Below are 19,950 nucleotides of genomic sequence, written 5' to 3'. Positions count from 1 at the left end.
TTCTGGGACAGCGCCCGACGTTAGCCACGGGCTGTAACCATTTGAATTCGCAGAAGAATATTATCCATTTCGGGGGCATCAACCTACCCATCGCTGTATCAGTGTGATCAGGTTCTCATTGGTCACCGGTTTGGTCATAAAATCGTCCATACCGGCCGCCAGGCAAGCTCGTTCCTGTTCGGGTGTGTCTTCACCGGTCAGGGCGATGATGGGCAGATGAGCCCCCGTCCCCATCTCCCGTTGCCGTATAATGCGCGTTGCTTCCAACCCATCCATACGAGGCATCAGGCAATCCATAATCACCAGATTATAGGGCGGATCCTGAATAGCCTGTTGCGACGCTTCGAGGCCATTTATACAGGTATCGACCTGTGCGCCCATGCGGCGCAACAAACGCACCACGACTTTCTGGTTGACCATATTGTCTTCTGCCAGCAGAACGCGCACGTTCTCACATCGATATTCGACGTTGGCATCAACCCGGGTTGCCTCGTGAGATTGCCGTAGCATCTGTAACAACTCATCCCGGGCCGCCGGTTTTTCGATAAATCGAAAACCACCTTCCATATCCGCCAGCAAGCCGCGCTGCAGCTGGGAGGCATATAGGAATACAGTGGTCTGTGGCGCCTCCGTTTGCAACCGGCTTTGAAGTAGCTTTACCTGTTCGAGATAACTTTGGGCACGCGCGTCCTCCACGGGCAAGTTTATCAGGATAAAATCGGTTGGCTGAATGGTGTCATCTTCCAGTAACCGCTCCATCGTCCAGGTAGACACCGTCATGTCCCAGCTGTAGAACTCAGCACTGAGGGCACGCTCGGTGACGGGGCTCAAATCGATCAGCGTAATGGTCCGGCCAGCCATATATTTGGCCGGGCGAAAGGAACTGGCTTGCTGGGAGGTTGCCTGTATGGGTAATGAAACCACAATCTTTCTGAGATCTTGCTTTGACGAGACAGTGAGCCTGGCGTCCATCGACTTGAACTGTGCTGCTGCAACCATCAGCGTCAGCTGATCGGACACATCTTCGTCTTCTGGCAGGGTGTTCATGTTGCGGTTAATCGCAGCGCGCAAATCATCATCACTGACTTCGGTGTTGATGAAGTAGAACGACAATAACAACTGATCCTGACCCTGCTCGGTTTCGCCATCCATCGCGATGCGAACCGTGATCTCACCCTCCTCCGCGCTGTCGAGTGCAAAATCCAGCAGGCGGCGAAAGGCGTTGGACAGCCATTGCGGATCTAGCTCTATCCGTTCCGGAACCAATGGGTGGTACAGATACGCCAGTTCCAGTCCATGTTCATGGGCCTTGCTACCCATGTCTGTTAAGGCGTGTTCCAGCGTTTTGCGCAGGTTGAACACAATCGACTGAGGCACCCGGGATTGATCGCGCTGCTCGATAAAGGCTTCCAGGTCAGTCACCAGATCCAGAATGGAGCGTCCGCTGCGCCGGGCTATGCTGAGCATGCCCTGATGCTCGGTCGACTGCTCATCGTGGCTGAGCATGCCGAGCACGCCCAGCAAACCACTCAACGGTGTTTTTACCCGGTGCAACAGCTGATTGACAAAGCGCCGGTTGGTCGTGGCCTGCAACACATTTTCCTCACGCGCTTCTTCGAGCGTCTTAAGACGCACTTTTAGCTCATGGTTGTGGGTGAGAAAACTCCAGACCAGCTCCGAGACACGACCGGCGGTGCTAACCAGATAGAAATAAACGGCCACAAATGCCAGCCCGATCCAGAGGTGCGCTGGCGACGTTCCACGAATCAGGTAATAGAGGCCAATGGGAAGCAGCAGCACCGCCAGATACACGCGTACGGTACGGCCATAGAGGGAATAGACGAAGGTCCCACCGGCGGCAACAGACAGGGTGTAAAGCAGACCGAGTAAGGCAATGGTGTGCTCCGGCCCATCGAGGCGGTAAATCAGGTAAGCTGTCCAGACACCAGCATGCATAAAACCAGAAAGGATGAAGGTATCGCGCCAGCGAGCCGGGCCACGGGCGTACCATTCAGAAAACTGGGCAATCATGATAAACCGCCAGGCTGCCATAATAACCAGCGCCAGGCCAAACACGTAACTGGTATTGGGCGTCGGCCCAACCGTCAGCCATTGCCATTCCAACAACAGAAACACCACAAAATGCAGAACGGCACTGGGCAGTCCTTGCCGGCTCAGGGTTTCATCGATACGCTTAAGAATCGCCCGATCTTTTTGTGCTTTGTGCTGCGGCGTGAAAAACCAACTCATAGATATTCATCCGACGCTAAGCGCCTGCAAAGATCGCAACTATACCCTCTGTTGGCCTGCTGCCCAACCGTAAGCAGGCCAAATATCCATTAGTGCCTGGAGTCCGTGTCAGGCACCGGGTATACCTATCTGGGGTCGGCGTGAACCCCTCCATGGGGCCTAGGCTTCGGGATATGAATCCCATCCATGGGATTCACCCTTCGGGCTCGCTGCGCTCATGCTAAAACGCTCCAGGCGTTTTAGTCCATGCCTCAAACATCCCCAGATAGGTACACCCGGCACCTAACACTCAGTTGGTTGCCAACTCTGAAACTTGAATTTAAAAAAACCCGGCAAGCCGGGTTTCTGAATCACAATCAAACTATGGCTCAGAGGGCCTTTTCAAACTCGGGCAAGGCGTCAAACAAATCGGCAACGAGGCCGTAGTCGGCTACCTGGAAGATAGGCGCGTCTTCATCCTTGTTGATGGCGACAATCACCTTGCTGTCTTTCATACCCGCCAGATGCTGAATCTGACCGGAAATACCGACGGCAATGTACAGCTCCGGCGCTACGATTTTACCGGTCTGACCAACCTGCATATCGTTGGGCACGAAACCGGCATCGACAGCGGCACGCGAGGCGCCGACGGCTGCATTCAATTTGTCGGCCAGGGTGTACAACAGTTTGAAGTTATCTCCATTCTGCATGCCACGACCACCGGAGACGACGATGCGGGCAGCGGTCAGCTCGGGGCGGTCCGACTGGGCCAGATCTTCGCCCACAAAAGCACTGATGCCTTTATCGTGTCCGCCAGACACCGCTTCAATGCTGGCTGATCCATCGGTTGCACAGGCATCAAAGGCGGTACCGCGCACGGTAATCACTTTAATGGCGTCGCTCGACTGCACGGTGGCAATGGCGTTGCCTGCGTAGATGGGGCGCTTGAACGTATCAGCCGATTCAACGCTTAGAATATCGGAAATCTGCTCAACGTCGAGCAGAGCCGCCAGACGTGGCATCATGTTTTTGCCGTTGGTAGTCGCTGGCGCCAGTATGTGGCTATATTCCTTGCCAAGTTCAGCAACGAGATCGGCCAGGTTTTCGGCCAGTTGATGACCGTAGGCGGCGTCATCGGCAATCAGGACCTTGCTTACGCCAGACAGTTTGGCGGCTTCATCAGCAACAGACTGGACGCCGGATCCGGCTACCAGCACGTCGATGGCGCCACCGATAGCAGATGCGGCCGTAACCACGTGGGACGTTACCGGAGCCAGCGATGCGTTATCGTGTTCAGCTATGATCAGAATACTCATGACAGCACCTTCGCTTCGTTTTTCAGTTTATCGACTAATTCGGCCACCGAGCCTACGGTAATGCCGCCTTTGCGCTCAGCAGGTGGCTCTACGCGAAGCATTTTGACGCTGTTGCTGAGCGTCACGCCGTAATCCGCAGCGGTTTTTTTGTCGAGCGGTTTGCGCTTGGCCTTCATGATGTCTGGCAGCTTGGCGTAACGAGGTTCGTTCAAGCGTAAGTCGGTGGTAATGATGGCTGGCAGAGTCAGTGACAAGGTTTGCAGACCACCGTCAATTTCACGGGTTACCTGGGCCTTGTCGCTGTCGATTACCAGCTTGCTGGCAAAGGTGCCCTGAGCCATGCCGGTCAACGCGGCCAGCATCTGGCCGGTCTGGTTATTGTCGCTGTCAATGGATTGCTTGCCCAATAACACCAGGCCGGGCTGTTCTTCATCGACAATCGCCTTGAGCAATTTAGCGACGCCCAGTGAACCCGGCGCTTCTTCGGTGGTGATCAGGATGCCACGGTCCGCCCCCAGTGCCATGGCTTTACGGAGTTGCTCTTCCGCCTTGGGTTCGCCTATGGATACCACCACAATCTCGGTAGCAACACCCTGCTCTTTCAGTCGCACGGCTTCTTCGACGGCAATTTCGCAGAACGGATTCATATCCATTTTCACGTTGGCCAGATCCACATCGCTGTTGTCTGGCTTGACGCGGACCTTGACGTTGTAGTCCACAACACGCTTTACCGGAACCAGAATTTTCATAGTGGTCTCGTGTCCTCATGGTCAGGTGACAGTCGAATTGACGGTCGAAGTTTGGGGTTGGCGGCTTATTGCCTATCTATACATCTGCTTTGCAACCGCACAGGGCGGTCATTTAATCCGTTTTAAACGAAAATTTCAAACAGTTGTTTTAATTTTTCCGGTTGAGCAGGTAAACTCGGTGCCAAATCGGGATGGCGTCACTGCACAGTCTTCACATCGACAGTGACCTTCACATTACATATGGCGCCATTTCCGGTCATTACAATTATCTACGAGTAACAGGTGCGTTGCTACTAGAGGTCGCATTGTCTGGTTGCCGTAAAGCCCAGTTACCGGGCCGTTCGCCCCGGTAACTCGTTCAGGAGGTCCCGATGGAACGCGAATCCATGGAATTTGACGTTGTTGTAGTCGGCGCAGGCCCGGCCGGTCTGTCTGCAGCCATTCGGCTGATGCAAGGCGCTGTCGACGCTGGTCAGGAGTTATCCGTCTGTGTGGTGGAGAAAGGGTCTGAAGTCGGTGCCCATATTCTCTCCGGAGCAGTGTTTGAGCCGCGCGCCCTGAATGAGCTGATTCCCGACTGGAAAGACAAAGGCGCCCCGCTGAACACCGCCGTCACCGGCGATGACATCTATATGTTGCGCAATGAAAAGGCCAGCATAAAGGTACCCGGTGCCTTTGTGCCAGTTACCATGCACAACCAGGGCAACTACATCATCAGCCTGGGTAATCTGTGCCGCTGGCTGGCGGAACAGGCCGAGAACCTGGGCGTTGAGATATTTCCAGGCTTTGCCGCTGCCGACGTCCTCTACGGCGACGACGGTTCTGTGCAGGGCATCATCACCGGTGATATGGGCGTGGCTGCCGACGGTGCCGAGAAAGACGGCTATATGCCCGGTATGGAACTGCGCGCCAAAACTACCCTGTTCGCCGAAGGCGCACGCGGTCATCTGGGTAAATCCCTGATCCAGACGTTCAATCTGGATGCCGGTAAAGACCCGCAACATTACGGTCTGGGTATCAAAGAGCTATGGGACATTGACCCATCAGTCCATCAGCCGGGCAAGGTGGTCCACACCGCAGGCTGGCCGCTGGCAGAGCATGGCGCTCACGGTGGCTCGTTCATGTACCACATCGAGAATAATCAGGTGGTACTGGGCCTGATTACTGATCTTGGTTATCAAAACCCCTACCTTAGCCCGTTTGATGAATTTCAGCGCATGAAGCACCACCCGCTGTTTGCCAACACGCTGAAAAACGGCAAACGTGTCTCTTACGGTGCCCGCGCCATTGCCAAAGGCGGCCTGCAAAGCCTGCCGAAAATGCATTTTCCTGGCGGTTTGCTGATCGGCTGCGATGCTGGAACCCTGAACTTTGCCAAGATCAAGGGCAGTCACACCGCCATGAAATCCGGGATGGTGGCCGCTGATGTCATTCTGAAGCGCGCTCAGGGTGAGTGGCAAGCCGGTCAGGATCTGGCTGAGTATGCCACTGCGTTTGAACAGTCCTGGGCATACCAGGAACTGCATCAGCAGCGTAATTTTGGCCCGGCACAGCATAAGTTCGGCAATCTACTCGGTTCGGCCTATGCCTTTATCGACATCAACCTGTTCCGCGGCAAACTGCCCTGGACAATGCAGGACATAACGCCGGATTATGCCCAGACCAAACTGGCCGCCGATTGCCCGGAACTGAGCTATCCAAAACCGGACAGTGTCCTGAGTTTCGACAAGCTCAGCTCGGTATTTCTATCCAATACCAACCATGAGGAAGACCAGCCGGTACACCTGAAACTGGCCGATCCGTCTATCCCAATCGCCAGCAACCTGCCGAAATATGCGGAACCCGCCCAGCGTTACTGCCCGGCCGCTGTGTACGAAGTGGTTGAGGACGATGCCGGTGAAAAACGGTTTCAGATCAATGCGCAGAACTGCGTGCATTGTAAAACCTGCGACATCAAAGACCCCGCACAAAACATCACCTGGGTAACGCCAGAGGGCGCGGGTGGCCCAACCTACCCGAATATGTAAGGCAGGCTCAGCCCGGGCACTGACTGACAGTTCAGACGCCCGGGTTACTCAAGTTCGGAGTTCGGGTCACCTCACAGGCTTTGGTCCGCACCGGATGCCGGGTATGCCTCTGTGGGGTCGGCGTGAACCCGTCCATGGGGCCTAGACCGCAGCATCCCTGCTGCGGACTACCCCACAGAGGCATACCCGGCACCCGGTGCTAGTCTCCCAGTTCAGCCAGCAAAAACCGTCTCCCGCCACTGCTCAGCCAAAGCCTGCCCTGATTGTCAGGTGTTGCTGTTTCCAGCGCGCTGGTCTGCCATTGATACATCACATTCTGATGAATTCGTGCGGGCAAGTTCCGTCGCCATAGCATAACCGGTTCACTGGACGAGTCATTTATGTCCAGCGGATGCGATGCATCCAGTGGCTGCTGCTCACCCAGGTTGTTGGTCACGATCCAGGTATTGTCAATGCACTCGGCCGATACCGCGACGAAGGGCGTGGTCTCTACGCGTATGCCTACCTTCTCGACCGGCGTCACCAGAAAGTAGTCGTCCCCTTCCCGTTTTATGATGGAGGCGAATAATTTGACCATTGCCGGTCGGCCAATCGGCGACCCCTGGTACGACCATTGGCCCGACCGGTGAATGACCATATCCAGATCACCGCAAAAATCAGGGCTCCATTGCTCTACTGGCGGAAAGCTCTGATTGCCAATCTGTTTCAGCAGGTCGTCCAGTCTCATCAGGTCAGTCCTCGGGTTCCGGCCTGTTCGGCCAGCCGGGTCAGAAAGCGTTTTAATCCGCGTCGGTCCTGAACCAGTTCCAGATACATGGGGTTGTTGCTCAGCGATACCATGCCGTCGGCCAGTAACCAGACCAGGGTGTACAGATAGCGCAGGTCATCGTCGTCCTGATGCGACTCAACAGCCCATTGCCGGCGCGCCAGTTCAGTGAACTGTTCAACATGATTACGACGCAGGCGCTGCCATTGCCGGAACCGCTCCAGCTGGCAGTTTTCGGCATTCAGGTGACTCTCAAGTCTAAGAAAAAGACCATAATTATCAATGGATTGCAGGCGATAGTTAAGGAGCTCTCTCATTAGGTGTGCGATGCCCAGCTCTGGCGCTTCCCGGCATTGTTTGAACAGCGGGCTCAGCCCCAGCTCATCATTCAACAGCAAGGCGGCGTAGACATCTTCCTTGCCACTGAAGTAGTGATAAAACACAGAGCGACTGATGGCAGCGGTTTGAATCAGGCGAGTTACCGATACCTGATTCTCGCCGACCAGCATAAACAGGTTCAGCGCTGAGCTTAAAATAGCGACTTCGGTGGGGTGCTGATCGGAAACGCTGGCAATCGGCCTGAACATGTTCGAGCTCGTCTGTCGCAGAAGGGTCGGAACCGGGACTTTGCTGTCGTCTGCTCTGCAGCCGACAGCAAAACAGGCTTACATGGTATGGGTGAGTTTTTCGGAATTCAGCGCGCCAGCCAAGTAGGTTTCAATCTTGTCTTTGGCCAGTTCGTTCTTTTTGCTGAACTGAACGCCGATGCCGGTTGCCCGGTTGCCTTGGGCACCACGAGGCGTCACCCAGATGACTTTCCCCGCGACGGGTATTTTTTCCGGCTCTTCCATCAGGTTGAGCAACAAAAACACATCGTCACCAAGATTGAACTTCTTATTGGTGGCAATGAACAAACCACCGTTTTTCACAAAAGGCATATAGGCTGCGTACAACACGGCCTTATCTTTCATCGTCAGCGACAAGATGCCATTGCGCGGTCCACCGAGTTTTGGATTCATGCGTGTCCTGTCATTTCCAGCCAGCGAGCCGACAATTGCTCGCTCCACATCTGTTGATTCAGGTTCGCTTGCTGCTGCAAGCCCTGTTTTAACTGCACAATATAGTCTCTAAAGTGAAAAAGCGACACAGTTGACAGCCCCTGCAGTGCCTGAACGAGATCTTCATCGCGCTGTGGCACCGATGCCGCTTGCTGGTGCAGGCGACGAATGGCGGTATCGACCCACAGTAATGTTTGGTTCAACAGGGTTTCCGGCTCCTGTTGCTGAATAAAGGCAGCCAGCGTGGTGAAATTTCGTTCCTGCAGAAAACAACTGACCTGTTTGTGCCATTGTTCGATGGCCTCATCTGTTACCCGGGCAGCCGCCAGTGGTGCACCGTCTGCCATGGCCAAACGCTGCTCTGGCTGGCCAATACCATTGGCGGTCAGCCATTGACGAGCCTCAACCGGACCGGGTTGCTCGAGCTTGTACAGACGGCAACGGGACCTGACGGTGGGCAGCATGCGCGACAACGAGGTACTTTCCAAAATCAGGTAGGTGTTGGGCGTGGGTTCTTCCAGCATTTTTAATACAGCGTTGGCCGCCGCGGTATTCATCTTCTCACTGTGTGTCAGGCGAATGACTTTATTGCCCCCTTGCTGAGGTGTCTCGTGCATAAAGTTGGCAACACTGCGTATCTGATCCACCTTGATGGTCAGGCTTTTGCCCTCCGGCTCCAGCACCCTACTGTCCGGATGAGCTCCCGCCCTAACCAGCAAGCAGGACTTGCACTGACCACAGGGCTCAATACCGGCCTGTCTGCACAGTAAACCCCGGCGCAGAAAGTCACCCAGCAATGCCAGTCCGTCCCCTTCCCGGCCGACCAGCATCAGGGCGTGTGGCAGCCGCTGCTGAGAAAAACTCGTAGCTACCTGTTCGGCAATGGCGTGGGTCCAGACCGGCAACTCAGTCATGAGTATCGCGCCTCCAGGGCTTGTATCAAGGCGGCGCTGACCGATTCGATGGAGCCGGTCGCATCGAGCCGAATAATGCGTTGCGGGTCTTCGCTGCGGCGGCGTTCATAGGCCGCACGGCAGCGTTCAAAAAAGGCGATGTCTTCGGTTTCAATACGATCCAGCTCGCCCCGCTGTCGGGCACGTGCCAGCCCTATCTCGGCTGGGCAATCAAGCCACAACGTCAAGTCGGGTTTGGCCCCCTGCAGCACCAGGTTTTCCAGCTCCGCAATCTGCTCCCAGGCGATGCCACGCCCCCCCCCCTGGTAGGCATAGCTGGCGTCGGTGAACCGGTCGCTCACCACCCACTGGCCATTGGCCAGCGCAGGCCGTATAGCCGCACTGAAGTGCTGACGCCGGGCAGCAAACATCAGTAACAGCTCGGTCAGGACATCGACGGGTTCATCATGATGAGCCAGCAGTACCTCGCGGATCTGTTCGGCCATAACGGTCCCGCCAGGCTCCCGGGTAACCATGGGCTGGCCAAAACGCTTCGCGACCCAGGCGGCCAACACAGTGCGCTGGGTTGACTTGCCAGCCCCTTCCAGGCCTTCAATGGAAATAAACTGGGGGTTCACGACCCGTCTCCTTCGGTTTCCACCGGTGGTGCCGAGCGGTAATCGTCACGTCGCTGGAAACGCTGGTACTGACGAACGGCGGCATTGTGTTCTTCGTAGGTATCAGAAAACAGGTGGGTTCCATCACCGCGAGCGACGAAAAATAATGTTGTGCCTTCCGCCGGGTCAACGGCGGCCTCAAGTGCACCACGCCCTGGGTTGGCAATCGGCGTTGGCGGCAAACCGTTTCTGGTGTAAGTGTTATAGGGCGTATCCTGGCGCAAATGGCTGCGCGTCAGGTTGCCACTGAAATCCTCGCCCAGTCCGTAAATGACCGTCGGGTCGGTTTGCAGACGCATATTCTGAGCCAGACGTCGGGAAAACACACCGGCGATTTCCGGGCGCTCGAAGGCCGCGCCGGTTTCACGTTCAATAATAGAGGCGAGAATAAGGGCCTCGTATGGAGTATTCACCTGAGTTGATTCAGACCGGCTTTCCCAGGCCCGGGCCAATTCTTGCTGCATCCGGTCGTGTGCCTGCCTCAGGATGTCAGCATCGGTTGTTCCGCGCTCAAACAGGTAGGTATCCGGAAAAAACCAGCCCTCCGGGTGTTGCTGATCGATATCCAGCGCTTCCAGTACGGTTCCAGTATCGGTGTCTGTCAGCGTCTGAGTCACGGCTTCGCTGGCCGCCAGCGCCGTCAGGTACTGCCGAAATGTCCAGCCTTCGATAAACTGCACGCTGTGCTGAATTTTTTCGCCGCTGACCATACGGGCAATGGCCGCACTGGTAGTGTCACCGGGCTGCAACTGATATTCGCCGCGATGAATCGCCGTCTGCTTCTGGTACCGCAACCACAACTCATGTGCCCGGGCATACTGGATCCAGCCGTTCGCCTCGAAATCGCTCAAAACCCGCCGCAGAGAGGCACCGGCCGGTACCGGGTAGATTTCCGGAGTAGTCAGCGCCATCGGCGAATCGATTTGATCCTTGATGTAGAAAACAGCACCAAAACCCGCACCAAACATCAGCAGGGCCAGTATAATTAACAGTCGTTTAATCAACATTCAGTCCAATTTGGGTTCGTAGGGAAGCCAGCTCAGCCTCGTTTGCGCGGGCAATGGGAGCTTCATCCAGATGAGTCACCGGTACCAGCCCCATCAAGGTATTACCGATGAGCACTGCCTCACAATCGGTCAGGTCGCTTGGCTTGATATTGGCTACAACCAGGGCATCGTCACCCACCTGCAGCCAGCGTCGGCGAATAATACCGTTCACTCCGGCTCGATCCAGACCTGGGGTAAACCAACGACCGTGGCGACGATAAAAGACATTGCTCATGCTGCCTTCAACGACCCAGCCGTCCCCGTCGCAGAGAATGGCTTCCTCGGCCTGACGTTCGCGGGCTGATTGCCGGGCCAGCACCGAATCCAGCCGGTTCAGGTGTTTGACGCCAGCCAGTGCCGGATTAATCGACGCCGGAACCCCTGAGGTTACCAGCCGCGCGCCTGTCTTGTACCAGGGTGCCGGGTGGTATTCAAAGAGCTGCAGCAGGCGATCTGTGCGTTGGGTTGCAGGATCGTAATCGTACCCTCGGCCGGCTGACTGCCGACCCAGAATAATCTTGAGCACAGCCACTGAGTTAAGTGGCTTCAGCAAGGTGTCAATGTCCGCTTGGAGACGCTGCTGGTCCTGATCAGACCAGGCGAGGTTCAACCGGACGATACCTTCTCGCAAACGCTGCAGATGATCGTCAACAAATCGCACCCCCGGGCCAGTCACCAGACAGGTTTCAAAGACGCCATCACCGAAAGCCAGCATTCGACTGGGTAGCGGCAAATGGTCGGTCGGTTGACTGTTGAGCAGGCAGGCTAACATGGGATTCTGGCACGAGGAAGTCGGCCATCAGTGTACCCGAACTTGGGCAACTCGCCCAGTTCAGGGAAGGTTTGACCGTTAGCAGGCCAGGGATAAATGACGGCAATGTTCAATTACCCCTGCCCCGCTAATAGGCCGTTAAACCTTACTGAAGATCAGCGTGCCGTTGGTGCCACCGAACCCGAATGAATTCGACAAGGCGTGCTGGATCGGCATTTCACGGGCCGTATGAGGCACGTAATCCAGATCACAGCCTTCGCTCGGGTTATCCAGGTTGATGGTCGGGGGCGCCACCTGGTCGCGGATGGCGAGTACCGAGAAAATAGCTTCCACCGCACCTGCAGCACCCAGCAAGTGGCCAATCATCGACTTGGTTGAACTCATGACGATCTTGTCAGCATCGGCGCCATAGAGCGACTTGGCGGCCTGAGTCTCAGCCTTGTCGCCTGCTGGCGTGGAGGTGCCGTGTGCGTTGATGTAGTTGATATCAATGGGGTTCAACTTGGCATCCAGAACCGCATTACGCATCGACGCGCAGGCGCCTGCCCCGGTTTCAGGAGGCGAAGTCATATGATACGCATCACCGCTCATACCAAAACCGGCGAGTTCGGCATAAATGGTCGCGCCCCGTGACTTGGCGTGCTCATACTCTTCAAGTACCAGAACGCCCGCACCGTCACCCAGCACAAAGCCATCGCGATCCCGGTCCCAGGGACGACTGGCGCGGGTCGGGTCATCGTTGCGGTTCGACAACGCACGAGCAGCACCAAAGCCGGCAATGCCCAGCGGCGTAGAAGCCATTTCTGCTCCGCCAGCCACCATCACATCAGCATCACCGTAAGCGATGGTTCGACCGGCATAACCAATGTTATGGGTGCCGGTGGTGCAGGCCGTGGTAATGGCGATGTTCGGCCCTTTGAATCCGTAATCGATCGACAAGTAACCAGCGATCATGTTGATAATGGCCGAGGGTACGAAGAACGGAGACACCCGGCGTGGCCCGGACTTGTTCAGGATATCGTGATTGCGCTCAATGGTGTCCAGCCCGCCAATCCCGGCGCCGATAGCCAGGCCGATACGATGAGCGTTACTCTCGGTGGCTTCAATGCCCGAATCCCGAATCGCTTCGATGGCGGCTGCGTAGCCGTACTGAATAAAGCCATCCATCTTCTTGGTGTCTTTGGGATTGATGTAAGCGGCAGGGTCAAACCCTTTCACCATGCAGGCAAAATTTGTGGTGAATTTTTCGGTATCGAATTTCTCGATTTTGGATGCCCCACTCTTACCTGCCAGTATTCCAGCCCAGGTAGAAGCAACATCATTCCCCAGCGGGCTGAGGCAACCCAAACCGGTCACAACGACTCTTCGACGTGACATAGTGTTCTCCAAATAAAAAGCCGTACTGTCTGACGACAATACGGCTTGAATCCAGAGCGGTATAGCCGAATGGCTACCGCACTTAGCCCAGGTGGGCGTTGATGTAGTCGATCGCGTCCTGAACAGTACCCAGCTTCTCGGACTCTTCGTCCGGAATCTCGGTTTCAAACTCTTCTTCCAACGCCATAACCAGGTTAACGGTGTCCAGAGAGTCAGCACCCAGGTCGTCTACGAAAGACGCCTGCGCAGTTACGTCTTCTTCTTTTGCGCCCAGCTGTTCACAGACGATTTTCTTTACACGATCTTCAATGTTGCTCATTACGAACACTCCCTACTTGGAATTGCACTTCAAGGTGCGATTTAGTGTATTAAACGTTATTCGTTGCCGGCAAGTCAAAACTGGCCGATCAACCCATATACATGCCACCGTTCACGTGCAAGGTTTCACCCGTGATGTACGATGCCTGGTCACTGACCAGGAACGCCACGGCAGCGGCAATTTCGTTCGGATCTCCCATCCGGCCCAGCGGGATTTGCTTAAGCAATGTCTCGCGTGTGGCCTCTGGCAGCTCATGTGTCATATCGGTCTGAATAAAACCGGGTGCCACCGCATTCACGGTGATATTACGCGAACCGACTTCCCGCGCCAATGATCGGGTGAAGCCTTCGAGCCCGGCCTTGGCCGCGCAATAGTTTGCCTGACCTGCGTTGCCCATGGAAGCAACTACCGACGAAACATTCACAATCCGGCCAAAACGGGCTCGGGTCATCGACTTTATGACCGCCTTGCTCATACGATAGGCTGAAGACAGGTTGGTGTCGATGACCGAATCCCACTCCGCCTCTTTCATGCGCAGGAAAAGATTATCTTTGGTGATGCCAGCGTTATTGATCAGGACTTCGGGCGTGGCGTCAGCTTCTTTCAGCTCGGCCATTAGCTGATCGATCGATTCCGGATTGGTCACGTCGAGCTTATAGCCACCGCCGTCGATTCCCGCCGCCTGGAGCCGTTCGGTAATCGCCTGGGCACCCGAGTCAGAGGTGGCAGTACCGGCAATGCGGTAGCCCTGACGGCCCAGTGTCTCGGCAATCGCCGCACCAATGCCGCGGCTTGCGCCGGTAATCAAAACCCACTTGTTATCGCTCATGCGTTGCTCCCTATGCGTTCCTGAAAGGCTGCCAGCGACCCCAGGGCCGACAAGGTCAGTGTTTTCTCGATGCGCTTGTTAAGCCCGGACAGAACTTTACCCGGGCCGCATTCTACCGTTTCGGTAACGCCAAGTCGTGCCAGCTCGGTAACCGATTGCGACCACAATACCGGACGATACAGCTGCTCAACCAAGTTCTGCTTGAGCGTATCGGCGTTGTCTTCAGCGGTTGCCGACACATTCTGAATAATGGGCAACCCGGCGTTTTGCCAGTCGAGTGTGTCCAAATGGCTCGACAGCTGAGCCGCGGCATTTTGCATCAGCGAACAATGCGACGGTACGCTGACCGGCAGCGGCATGGCGCGCTTGGCTCCGGCGGCTTTCAACAGGTCGATAGCGCGCTCCACGGCGGCGACTGAACCGGCGATAACAACCTGACCAGGGGTATTGAAGTTAACGGCTTCAACAACGTCGCCCTGGGCAGCCTGAACACACCCATCAATCACAGCCTGGTCGTCGAGCCCCAGTATGGCGGCCATGCTACCCTGCCCCGCTGGCACGGCGGCTTGCATTAACTGCCCGCGCTTTTCGACCAGTACGACTGCATCTGCCAACGGCAAAACACCGGCGGCTACGAGGGCAGAATATTCGCCCAGGCTGTGGCCTGCCAGATAGTCGGGTTGTTGACCGCCTTCAGCTTGCCACAAGCGCCACAAGGCGATGCTCGCGGTTAACAGTGCTGGCTGCGTCTTTTCGGTTTTGTTCAGCTCTTCGGCCGGCCCCTGGCTAACCAGTGCCCACAGGTCGTAACCGAGTGCGCTTGAGGCTTCTGCGAAGGTGTCCTGAATCAGCGGATACTGTTCAGCCAGATCGGACAACATGCCCACCTGCTGAGATCCTTGACCCGGGAAGACGAAAGCGAGTTTTTGGCTCATGCAATACGTTCCTGTTGTTATGGAGGGTCAGCCCGGCGGTCTTGTGTTCTTCGGACCATCGACACTGAACTTCCCAGTGGCGTGCATTATGGTCGCAACGGCCGCTCAGTAAAGACAACCCCTGTTAAAACATTTATGAATTCTGGGAACAGCACGAAGCGTATTATTGACGCCTCAATTCTAATCACTCATGTTTTGGGGTTCGGTTGTACATTGGTGCCATGAGTCCGTGTTAGGCACCGGGGGTACCGATCCGGGGTCGGCGTGAACCCATCCATGGGGCCTAGACTGCAGCATCCATGCTGCAGACTCCCCCGGATAGGCACCCCCGGCACCTAACACTCAATTGGTTGCAAGCTCCAAAACGTGAGTTCAGAAATCAAGCGACAGCACTGTTTAATTAGGCGCTGCCGACGTGTCCAGCAAGGTGTCGAGCTGAGCCTGAATCGCTGTACACCACCGCCCCTCGCTGGCTTCCACGGCACGGGTCAATGCTGCCTGAAAAGCCACCCCGGTGGCATCACCATGACTTTTTATCAACGCCATATCAGTACCGGCCAATAACGCGCCGTTGCTGCGCCTTGGGTCCAGCTGTCGCATGATGGGGCGCAGCCGATTGCGCAACATGTAACCTAGCAGTTTACCCACCACATCCCGGTTTAAGGCGTGTCGGATGGCCCCCAGCGTTAGGTCCAGAGTTCCTTCTGCGGCTTTTATTACCGCGTTCCCGGTAAATCCATCGGTAATAACCAGGTCAAGGTCACCCTGAAAAACCTCTCCGGCTTCCACAAAACCACGGTAGTCAATCTCCGTCCAGCGGGCCAGATGCTCGGCTGCCAGACGAATGGATTGCGGCCCCTTATTGGCTTCCACACCGAGATTAAGTAATGCCAGCCGGGGTTTGCGCGCTAACTGCCCGGAGGCGATGGCCACGCCAACGGCGGCAAACCCCAATAACTGTTCGGCGGTAGCTGAGAACGAAGCACCCAGATCGAGCATTAACATGGCGTCTTTCGACGTTGGCACCCAACTGACCAGTACCGGTCGATCCAGCGCCGGGTGCACCCGCCCATGGCGATGCAACAACGCCATCAGAATACCGGTATGCTCCGAAGAAACAACGGCATCGACGCGCTGTTGTTTTAACTCGGATACCGCCCGCTCAATGCTGCTGCCGTATTCATGGCGCAATAAACGACCGGGATTCAAGGTTGGTGGCAAGGCACCGGCGCAAGGTTCGAAGCGTAGATTAGCAGGTAAGGACGACATGGAAGACTGCAGCGATGCGCTGCCAAAGAGCGTGCCACTGTGCTCGGGGTGGTTCTGGAAGAACTGAATAGAGGCGGGAAGCAAACGGGAGGGGCCGAAATCCCCTCCCTCTAGATCAATGGCCAGAGCAGCCAATGAGTGTTACTCGACGTCCGCTTCAGCAACAACTTTACGACCTTTGTAAAAGCCGTCTGGAGAGACGTGGTGACGACGATGAGTTTCACCGCTAGTCGGATCAACCGCCAGAGCGGTTGTAGTCAACGCATCATGCGAGCGACGCATTCCGCGACGTGAACGGGTCTTCTTGCTTTTCTGAACTGCCATGGCCGGGGCCTCCTAAATAGGACACTTAAAATATCAGTCATGGGTGCTACACGCATGGCCCGGTTGCAGGCCACCCATCACTGTGAAACTGTCAGGATCTCTTCAGAGATTCCAATACCTTAAACGGATTGTCTTTAACCGGGGTTTCTTCAACCTCGGCTTCATCCGGTTTAAATTCAGTCTGTATCTGACACTCGCCATCGTCATGCATCGCATGCATCGGCAAGCACAGCAACAACTCGTCTTCGACCAGCTCTGCTACCACTAGAGGTTCATCCGGCAGCAACATCAATGGATCGATATCAGCAGGCAACGCTTTCGCCATTTCGTCGTTGTACACCACGGCCATGGTAAACTGACCGTTCAGTGCCACAGGCACTGGCTGCAAACACCGCTGACATTCGAGTACAACCTGCCCAGACACCTCGCCTGTAACGATGCGGCGCTGCTCGGCGTCACGATCAAAGTTTAAAGTGGCTTTAAACTCGGCATCCTGACTGAGCACCACATCCGTCAGGCGTGACAACCGGGTTGACGGCACAACACCCTCAAGATTCTGGGGGCCCTGATCAGCCAACTTATAGGCATCAACGCGTTCTGGGAGCTCGGATTTCGACATAGGCGCGGTATGATACGGATGAGACTGTTCAAGTCAAAGGCTTTTTGGCGCAAATGGCCGATAAACAGTAGGCTACACGCCTTTATTATGATGTTTCATTCAACTGATACTAATCCTAAAGGAGTGCGACCATGTTGCCACCGGTCTTGCTGGCCTCAACCTCACCCTACCGGGCGGAACGCCTGGCCAGTCTAAATCTGCCGTTTGACCAGTCCAAGCCAGACATGGATGAGACTCCCTTGCCCGGTGAAACGCCGTTCGATTTGGCACTTCGCCTCGCACAGGGGAAGGCCCGGAGCCTGGCCAAGGCTTACCCGAGCCACCTGATAATCGGCAGTGATCAGACGGCTGCCGATTATCAGGGCGTCCTGCTGGACAAGCCGGGCAGTGTGGCGCGCGCGGTCGATCAGTTGTCGCGCTGTTCCGGCACTTCCCTGACATTTTACAGCGGTGTGGCGCTTGCCGGTTTCAGCGACGACGCTTGGGTGGTAACAACCGAGGTGGTTTTCCGGGATCTGACCCGGGAAGAAATTGAACGCTATATCGAAAAGGAAAGCCCGCTCGACTGTGCGGGCAGTTTTAAGGTTGAGGCACTGGGGATCACCCTGTTCCAATCGGTTCGCAGCGATGATCCAAACGCCTTGATTGGGCTGCCATTAATCTCACTGGCCAGCAAGTTGCGTCAGGTGGGCTATGCCCTGCCCTGATGTACCACTGCTTAGGCCACTGGTATCGTGTCAGCGTAATTGAATCGACTCGGTAGCCCCCAGCTTAACCAGAGTTTCAGCCACTGATACGCCCAGGTTACGGGCAAACTGCTGCAAGGGTGACGCTCTCAACGTAAAATCAACGGTGTTGGGGTAACCCAGTTCACGGGCAAGCTCGGAGGTCGACTTCAGGCCATCAACGAGACCAAGGTCCAGCGCCTGGGCACCAGTCCATACCAGCCCGGAAAACAGTTTGTCATTGTCAGTTACCAGCCGGTCACCGCGCCCCTCTTTGACATCCGCAATAAACTGCTGATGAACGTTTCCGAGCAGGGTTTCAAACAATATCCGCTCTTCCTGATTGACTGGCTGAAACGGATCCAGGAAGGTTTTGTGCTCACCAGAGGCAAAGGAGCGGCGCTCAATGCCCAGCTTCCCAATCAACTCCTCGAAGCCGAAGCTGGCCGCCGTTACACCGATGGACCCCACCAGACTGGACCCGTTGGCATAAATATTCTCAGCTGCCGACGCTATATAATAGGCACCGCTGGCGCCGGTATCGGAGATAACCGCGTGAATGGGCACATCCTCATGCAAAGACCGCAGACGCTGAATCTCATCGTATACGTAGGCTGACTGCACCGGGCTACCCCCGCCACTGTTGATGCGGACAATGACCGCCCGGGTGTCCTTGTGGTCCATAGCATTACGCAACGACGTCACAATGGCATCCGCATTGGCCGGTTCGCTCTGAGCAATTAGCCCGCGAACGTCGACAATGGCGGTATGTCCGCCGGTTTTTTCCGGAACCATGAGGCCGATATCGCTGTTGCTGATAAAAAGCCATAACAGCGCAAACAGATAGATAAAGCTGAGTGACTTAAAAACAATGCCCCAGCGCCGTTGCTTTTTAAGCTCGACGGTATTGGCCATCACAACCTTTTCGATCAGTTGCCATTCTTTGCGGGAGCCAGCCCAGGAATCGTCCGTCGATTCCGGTTGAGAATTTTTTCCAAACATTCGTTCAATGTCCTGTCAGTGACTGGGAAAGATGTTTCAGGATGCGTTGTTGGCTTTTGTTTCTGCCAGGGAGGTTAACAGCCGCTCCAATACTGGGTCCAGGGGTGCTTTCAGGGTTAACAACTCCCCGGAAACCGGGTGCGGCACGGTCAATTGCGCCGCGTGCAGGAAGAGTCTACCGAGACCCAACTCCCTGGCAACCGCTTCGGCCCGACTCGACTGGTACTTGGAATCTCCCAGAATAGGGTGTCCGGCGTACTGGGTATGCACTCTGATCTGGTGTGTCCGGCCGGTTACCGGCTGAGCTTCCACCCAACTGCACCGGGCGAATGCCTTTAATAGCCGAAACCGGGTTTGAGACGGCTTGCCATCCGGAGCGACACGGACCATACGTTCCCCGCTCTGAGCTTCATTTTTGCGCAAGGGTACATCAATAAAGCGCTGATCTTCCGGCCAGTGGCCGTGCACCAAACACCAATACACCTTTTTTACCTCAGTCTTATGCCGAAAGACTTCTTGCAGCGCTTTCAATGCAGAGCGTTTCTTCGCGATCAGCACAACGCCTGAGGTGTCACGGTCGAGCCGGTGTACCAATTCGACAAACTTCAGCTCAGGGCGAATGATCCGGTAAGATTCTATCAGGCCGAGCGAAATACCCGACCCGCCGTGCACAGCCAGACCGTGGGGTTTGTTCAGCGCAACCAATACATCATCCTCATACAGAATGGCTTTATCAAGCTGGTGGCGCAGTGACTGACTGGGTATGGCGGTATTGACCGGTTTCTCAGCGATGCGAACCGGAGGAATGCGCACGGTATCCTGGGCTTCCAGACGATACTCAGGCTTGACCCGCTTACCGTTTACACGCACCTCTCCCTTACGCAACACCCGGTAAACTCGGCTCTTGGGAACAGATTTCCAATGCCCGATCAGAAAATTATCGATTCGCTGACCGGCCCGGTCTTCTTCTACTTCGTACAATTCGACGTTTGCCACAATGACCTGCTTTGCACATACC

21 protein-coding genes are annotated in these 19,950 nt (G+C 55.7%); 2 read left to right on the top strand and 19 right to left on the bottom strand.

The genetic code is table 11. The annotated features are described in order from the left end of the window. Positions 1-78: 78 nt before the first annotated feature. The 3 genes from WEB54_RS00375 to WEB54_RS00365 all read right to left on the bottom strand — a co-directional run bounded on the left by WEB54_RS00375 (position 79) and on the right by WEB54_RS00365 (position 4,294). Complete coding sequence (locus WEB54_RS00375) at positions 79-2,250, bottom strand: response regulator (RefSeq protein WP_368052662.1); 2,172 nt, start codon at positions 2,248-2,250, stop codon at positions 79-81. A gap of 368 nt (positions 2,251-2,618) precedes the next feature. After that, complete coding sequence (locus tag WEB54_RS00370; protein ID WP_368052661.1) at positions 2,619-3,545, bottom strand: electron transfer flavoprotein subunit alpha/FixB family protein; 927 nt, start codon at positions 3,543-3,545, stop codon at positions 2,619-2,621. Beyond that, positions 3,542-4,294 (bottom strand): electron transfer flavoprotein subunit beta/FixA family protein, encoded by a 753-nt coding sequence (locus WEB54_RS00365; protein ID WP_368052660.1) that lies wholly within the window; start codon positions 4,292-4,294, stop codon positions 3,542-3,544. The genes WEB54_RS00370 and WEB54_RS00365 overlap by 4 nt, the downstream gene beginning before the upstream one ends. A 371-nt stretch (positions 4,295-4,665) precedes the next feature. Between WEB54_RS00365 and WEB54_RS00360 the strand changes: the two genes are divergently transcribed. After that, positions 4,666-6,321, top strand: coding sequence for an electron transfer flavoprotein-ubiquinone oxidoreductase (locus WEB54_RS00360; RefSeq protein WP_368052659.1), 1,656 nt, complete (start codon positions 4,666-4,668; stop codon positions 6,319-6,321). A gap of 199 nt (positions 6,322-6,520) precedes the next feature. Here the strand turns inward: WEB54_RS00360 and WEB54_RS00355 are convergent, their stop codons facing one another. From WEB54_RS00355 to WEB54_RS00290, 14 genes are all read right to left on the bottom strand, one after another. Further along, positions 6,521-7,048, bottom strand: coding sequence for a DUF1285 domain-containing protein (locus WEB54_RS00355; protein WP_368052658.1), 528 nt, complete (start codon positions 7,046-7,048; stop codon positions 6,521-6,523). Further along, on the bottom strand, positions 7,048-7,674 hold the full coding sequence (locus WEB54_RS00350) for a TetR/AcrR family transcriptional regulator (RefSeq protein WP_368052657.1): 627 nt from the start codon (positions 7,672-7,674) through the stop codon (positions 7,048-7,050). Before WEB54_RS00350 ends, WEB54_RS00355 begins: the two co-directional genes overlap by 1 nt. A 78-nt stretch (positions 7,675-7,752) precedes the next feature. Continuing rightward, on the bottom strand, positions 7,753-8,106 hold the full coding sequence (locus WEB54_RS00345; protein ID WP_368052656.1) for a PilZ domain-containing protein: 354 nt from the start codon (positions 8,104-8,106) through the stop codon (positions 7,753-7,755). Beyond that, positions 8,103-9,059: a DNA polymerase III subunit delta' gene (holB, locus tag WEB54_RS00340; protein ID WP_368052655.1), complete on the bottom strand. Its 957-nt coding sequence runs from the start codon at positions 9,057-9,059 to the stop codon at positions 8,103-8,105. The genes WEB54_RS00345 and holB overlap by 4 nt, the downstream gene beginning before the upstream one ends. Next, positions 9,056-9,676 carry a dTMP kinase gene (gene tmk, locus WEB54_RS00335; RefSeq protein WP_368052654.1) on the bottom strand — a complete coding sequence of 207 codons (621 nt, stop codon included), beginning with the start codon at positions 9,674-9,676 and terminating at the stop codon, positions 9,056-9,058. The genes holB and tmk overlap by 4 nt, the downstream gene beginning before the upstream one ends. Next, a complete protein-coding gene (gene mltG, locus WEB54_RS00330; RefSeq protein WP_368052653.1) occupies positions 9,673-10,722 on the bottom strand; it encodes an endolytic transglycosylase MltG in 1,050 nt (349 codons plus the stop codon). Before mltG ends, tmk begins: the two co-directional genes overlap by 4 nt. Further along, complete coding sequence (pabC, locus tag WEB54_RS00325) at positions 10,712-11,533, bottom strand: aminodeoxychorismate lyase (protein WP_368052652.1); 822 nt, start codon at positions 11,531-11,533, stop codon at positions 10,712-10,714. The genes mltG and pabC overlap by 11 nt, the downstream gene beginning before the upstream one ends. A gap of 138 nt (positions 11,534-11,671) precedes the next feature. After that, the gene (gene fabF, locus WEB54_RS00320) at positions 11,672-12,910 is read right to left on the bottom strand and encodes a beta-ketoacyl-ACP synthase II (protein ID WP_368052651.1); all 1,239 of its coding nucleotides are present in this window, start codon (positions 12,908-12,910) and stop codon (positions 11,672-11,674) included. 82 nt (positions 12,911-12,992) lie between these two features. Beyond that, positions 12,993-13,229 carry an acyl carrier protein gene (acpP, locus tag WEB54_RS00315; protein ID WP_127555348.1) on the bottom strand — a complete coding sequence of 79 codons (237 nt, stop codon included), beginning with the start codon at positions 13,227-13,229 and terminating at the stop codon, positions 12,993-12,995. A gap of 88 nt (positions 13,230-13,317) precedes the next feature. Continuing rightward, a complete protein-coding gene (gene fabG, locus WEB54_RS00310; protein ID WP_368052650.1) occupies positions 13,318-14,058 on the bottom strand; it encodes a 3-oxoacyl-ACP reductase FabG in 741 nt (246 codons plus the stop codon). Then, positions 14,055-14,993 (bottom strand): ACP S-malonyltransferase, encoded by a 939-nt coding sequence (fabD, locus tag WEB54_RS00305; protein WP_368052649.1) that lies wholly within the window; start codon positions 14,991-14,993, stop codon positions 14,055-14,057. The genes fabG and fabD overlap by 4 nt, the downstream gene beginning before the upstream one ends. Before the next feature lie 396 nt (positions 14,994-15,389). Beyond that, a complete protein-coding gene (locus WEB54_RS00300; protein ID WP_368052648.1) occupies positions 15,390-16,397 on the bottom strand; it encodes a hypothetical protein in 1,008 nt (335 codons plus the stop codon). Between the two features lie 6 nt (positions 16,398-16,403). Next, positions 16,404-16,586, bottom strand: coding sequence for a 50S ribosomal protein L32 (gene rpmF, locus WEB54_RS00295; protein ID WP_028669943.1), 183 nt, complete (start codon positions 16,584-16,586; stop codon positions 16,404-16,406). 91 nt (positions 16,587-16,677) lie between these two features. Continuing rightward, entirely contained in the window at positions 16,678-17,205 is a 528-nt protein-coding gene (locus WEB54_RS00290) for a YceD family protein (RefSeq protein ID WP_368052647.1), read from the bottom strand. Between the two features lie 131 nt (positions 17,206-17,336). On the opposite strand from WEB54_RS00290, the gene WEB54_RS00285 reads away from it, so the two are divergent. Then, the gene (locus WEB54_RS00285) at positions 17,337-17,912 is read left to right on the top strand and encodes a nucleoside triphosphate pyrophosphatase (protein ID WP_368052646.1); all 576 of its coding nucleotides are present in this window, start codon (positions 17,337-17,339) and stop codon (positions 17,910-17,912) included. A gap of 30 nt (positions 17,913-17,942) precedes the next feature. Here WEB54_RS00285 and WEB54_RS00280 read toward each other — a convergent pair whose 3' ends face one another. Together WEB54_RS00280 and rluC are read right to left on the bottom strand one after the other, a co-directional pair. Next, positions 17,943-18,932, bottom strand: coding sequence for a S49 family peptidase (locus WEB54_RS00280; RefSeq protein WP_368052645.1), 990 nt, complete (start codon positions 18,930-18,932; stop codon positions 17,943-17,945). 36 nt (positions 18,933-18,968) lie between these two features. After that, a complete protein-coding gene (rluC, locus tag WEB54_RS00275) occupies positions 18,969-19,928 on the bottom strand; it encodes a 23S rRNA pseudouridine(955/2504/2580) synthase RluC (RefSeq protein ID WP_368052689.1) in 960 nt (319 codons plus the stop codon). Positions 19,929-19,950: the final 22 nt, after the last annotated feature.

Source organism: Saccharospirillum sp. (genome assembly GCF_040881935.1).
Classification (GTDB): domain Bacteria; phylum Pseudomonadota; class Gammaproteobacteria; order Pseudomonadales; family Natronospirillaceae; genus Saccharospirillum.
The sequence above is the reverse complement of the archived record's forward strand: the minus strand, read 5'-3'. Positions and strand labels throughout refer to the sequence as shown.

Bases quoted from the DNA above. Each gene is read 5' to 3' on its own strand.
- WEB54_RS00375 (WP_368052662.1), bottom strand. From the start codon at position 2,250: ATGAGTTGGTTTTTCACGCCGCAGCACAAAGCACAAAAAGATCGGGCG.
- WEB54_RS00370 (WP_368052661.1), bottom strand. From the start codon at position 3,545: ATGAGTATTCTGATCATAGCTGAACACGATAACGCATCGCTGGCTCCG.
- WEB54_RS00365 (WP_368052660.1), bottom strand. From the start codon at position 4,294: ATGAAAATTCTGGTTCCGGTAAAGCGTGTTGTGGACTACAACGTCAAG.
- WEB54_RS00360 (WP_368052659.1), top strand. From the start codon at position 4,666: ATGGAACGCGAATCCATGGAATTTGACGTTGTTGTAGTCGGCGCAGGC.
- WEB54_RS00355 (WP_368052658.1), bottom strand. From the start codon at position 7,048: ATGAGACTGGACGACCTGCTGAAACAGATTGGCAATCAGAGCTTTCCG.
- WEB54_RS00350 (WP_368052657.1), bottom strand. From the start codon at position 7,674: ATGTTCAGGCCGATTGCCAGCGTTTCCGATCAGCACCCCACCGAAGTC.
- WEB54_RS00345 (WP_368052656.1), bottom strand. From the start codon at position 8,106: ATGAATCCAAAACTCGGTGGACCGCGCAATGGCATCTTGTCGCTGACG.
- holB (WP_368052655.1), bottom strand. From the start codon at position 9,059: ATGACTGAGTTGCCGGTCTGGACCCACGCCATTGCCGAACAGGTAGCT.
- mltG (WP_368052653.1), bottom strand. From the start codon at position 10,722: ATGTTGATTAAACGACTGTTAATTATACTGGCCCTGCTGATGTTTGGT.
- pabC (WP_368052652.1), bottom strand. From the start codon at position 11,533: ATGTTAGCCTGCCTGCTCAACAGTCAACCGACCGACCATTTGCCGCTA.
- fabF (WP_368052651.1), bottom strand. From the start codon at position 12,910: ATGTCACGTCGAAGAGTCGTTGTGACCGGTTTGGGTTGCCTCAGCCCG.
- acpP (WP_127555348.1), bottom strand. From the start codon at position 13,229: ATGAGCAACATTGAAGATCGTGTAAAGAAAATCGTCTGTGAACAGCTG.
- fabG (WP_368052650.1), bottom strand. From the start codon at position 14,058: ATGAGCGATAACAAGTGGGTTTTGATTACCGGCGCAAGCCGCGGCATT.
- fabD (WP_368052649.1), bottom strand. From the start codon at position 14,993: ATGAGCCAAAAACTCGCTTTCGTCTTCCCGGGTCAAGGATCTCAGCAG.
- rpmF (WP_028669943.1), bottom strand. From the start codon at position 16,586: ATGGCAGTTCAGAAAAGCAAGAAGACCCGTTCACGTCGCGGAATGCGT.
- WEB54_RS00290 (WP_368052647.1), bottom strand. From the start codon at position 17,205: ATGTCGAAATCCGAGCTCCCAGAACGCGTTGATGCCTATAAGTTGGCT.
- WEB54_RS00285 (WP_368052646.1), top strand. From the start codon at position 17,337: ATGTTGCCACCGGTCTTGCTGGCCTCAACCTCACCCTACCGGGCGGAA.
- WEB54_RS00280 (WP_368052645.1), bottom strand. From the start codon at position 18,932: ATGTTTGGAAAAAATTCTCAACCGGAATCGACGGACGATTCCTGGGCT.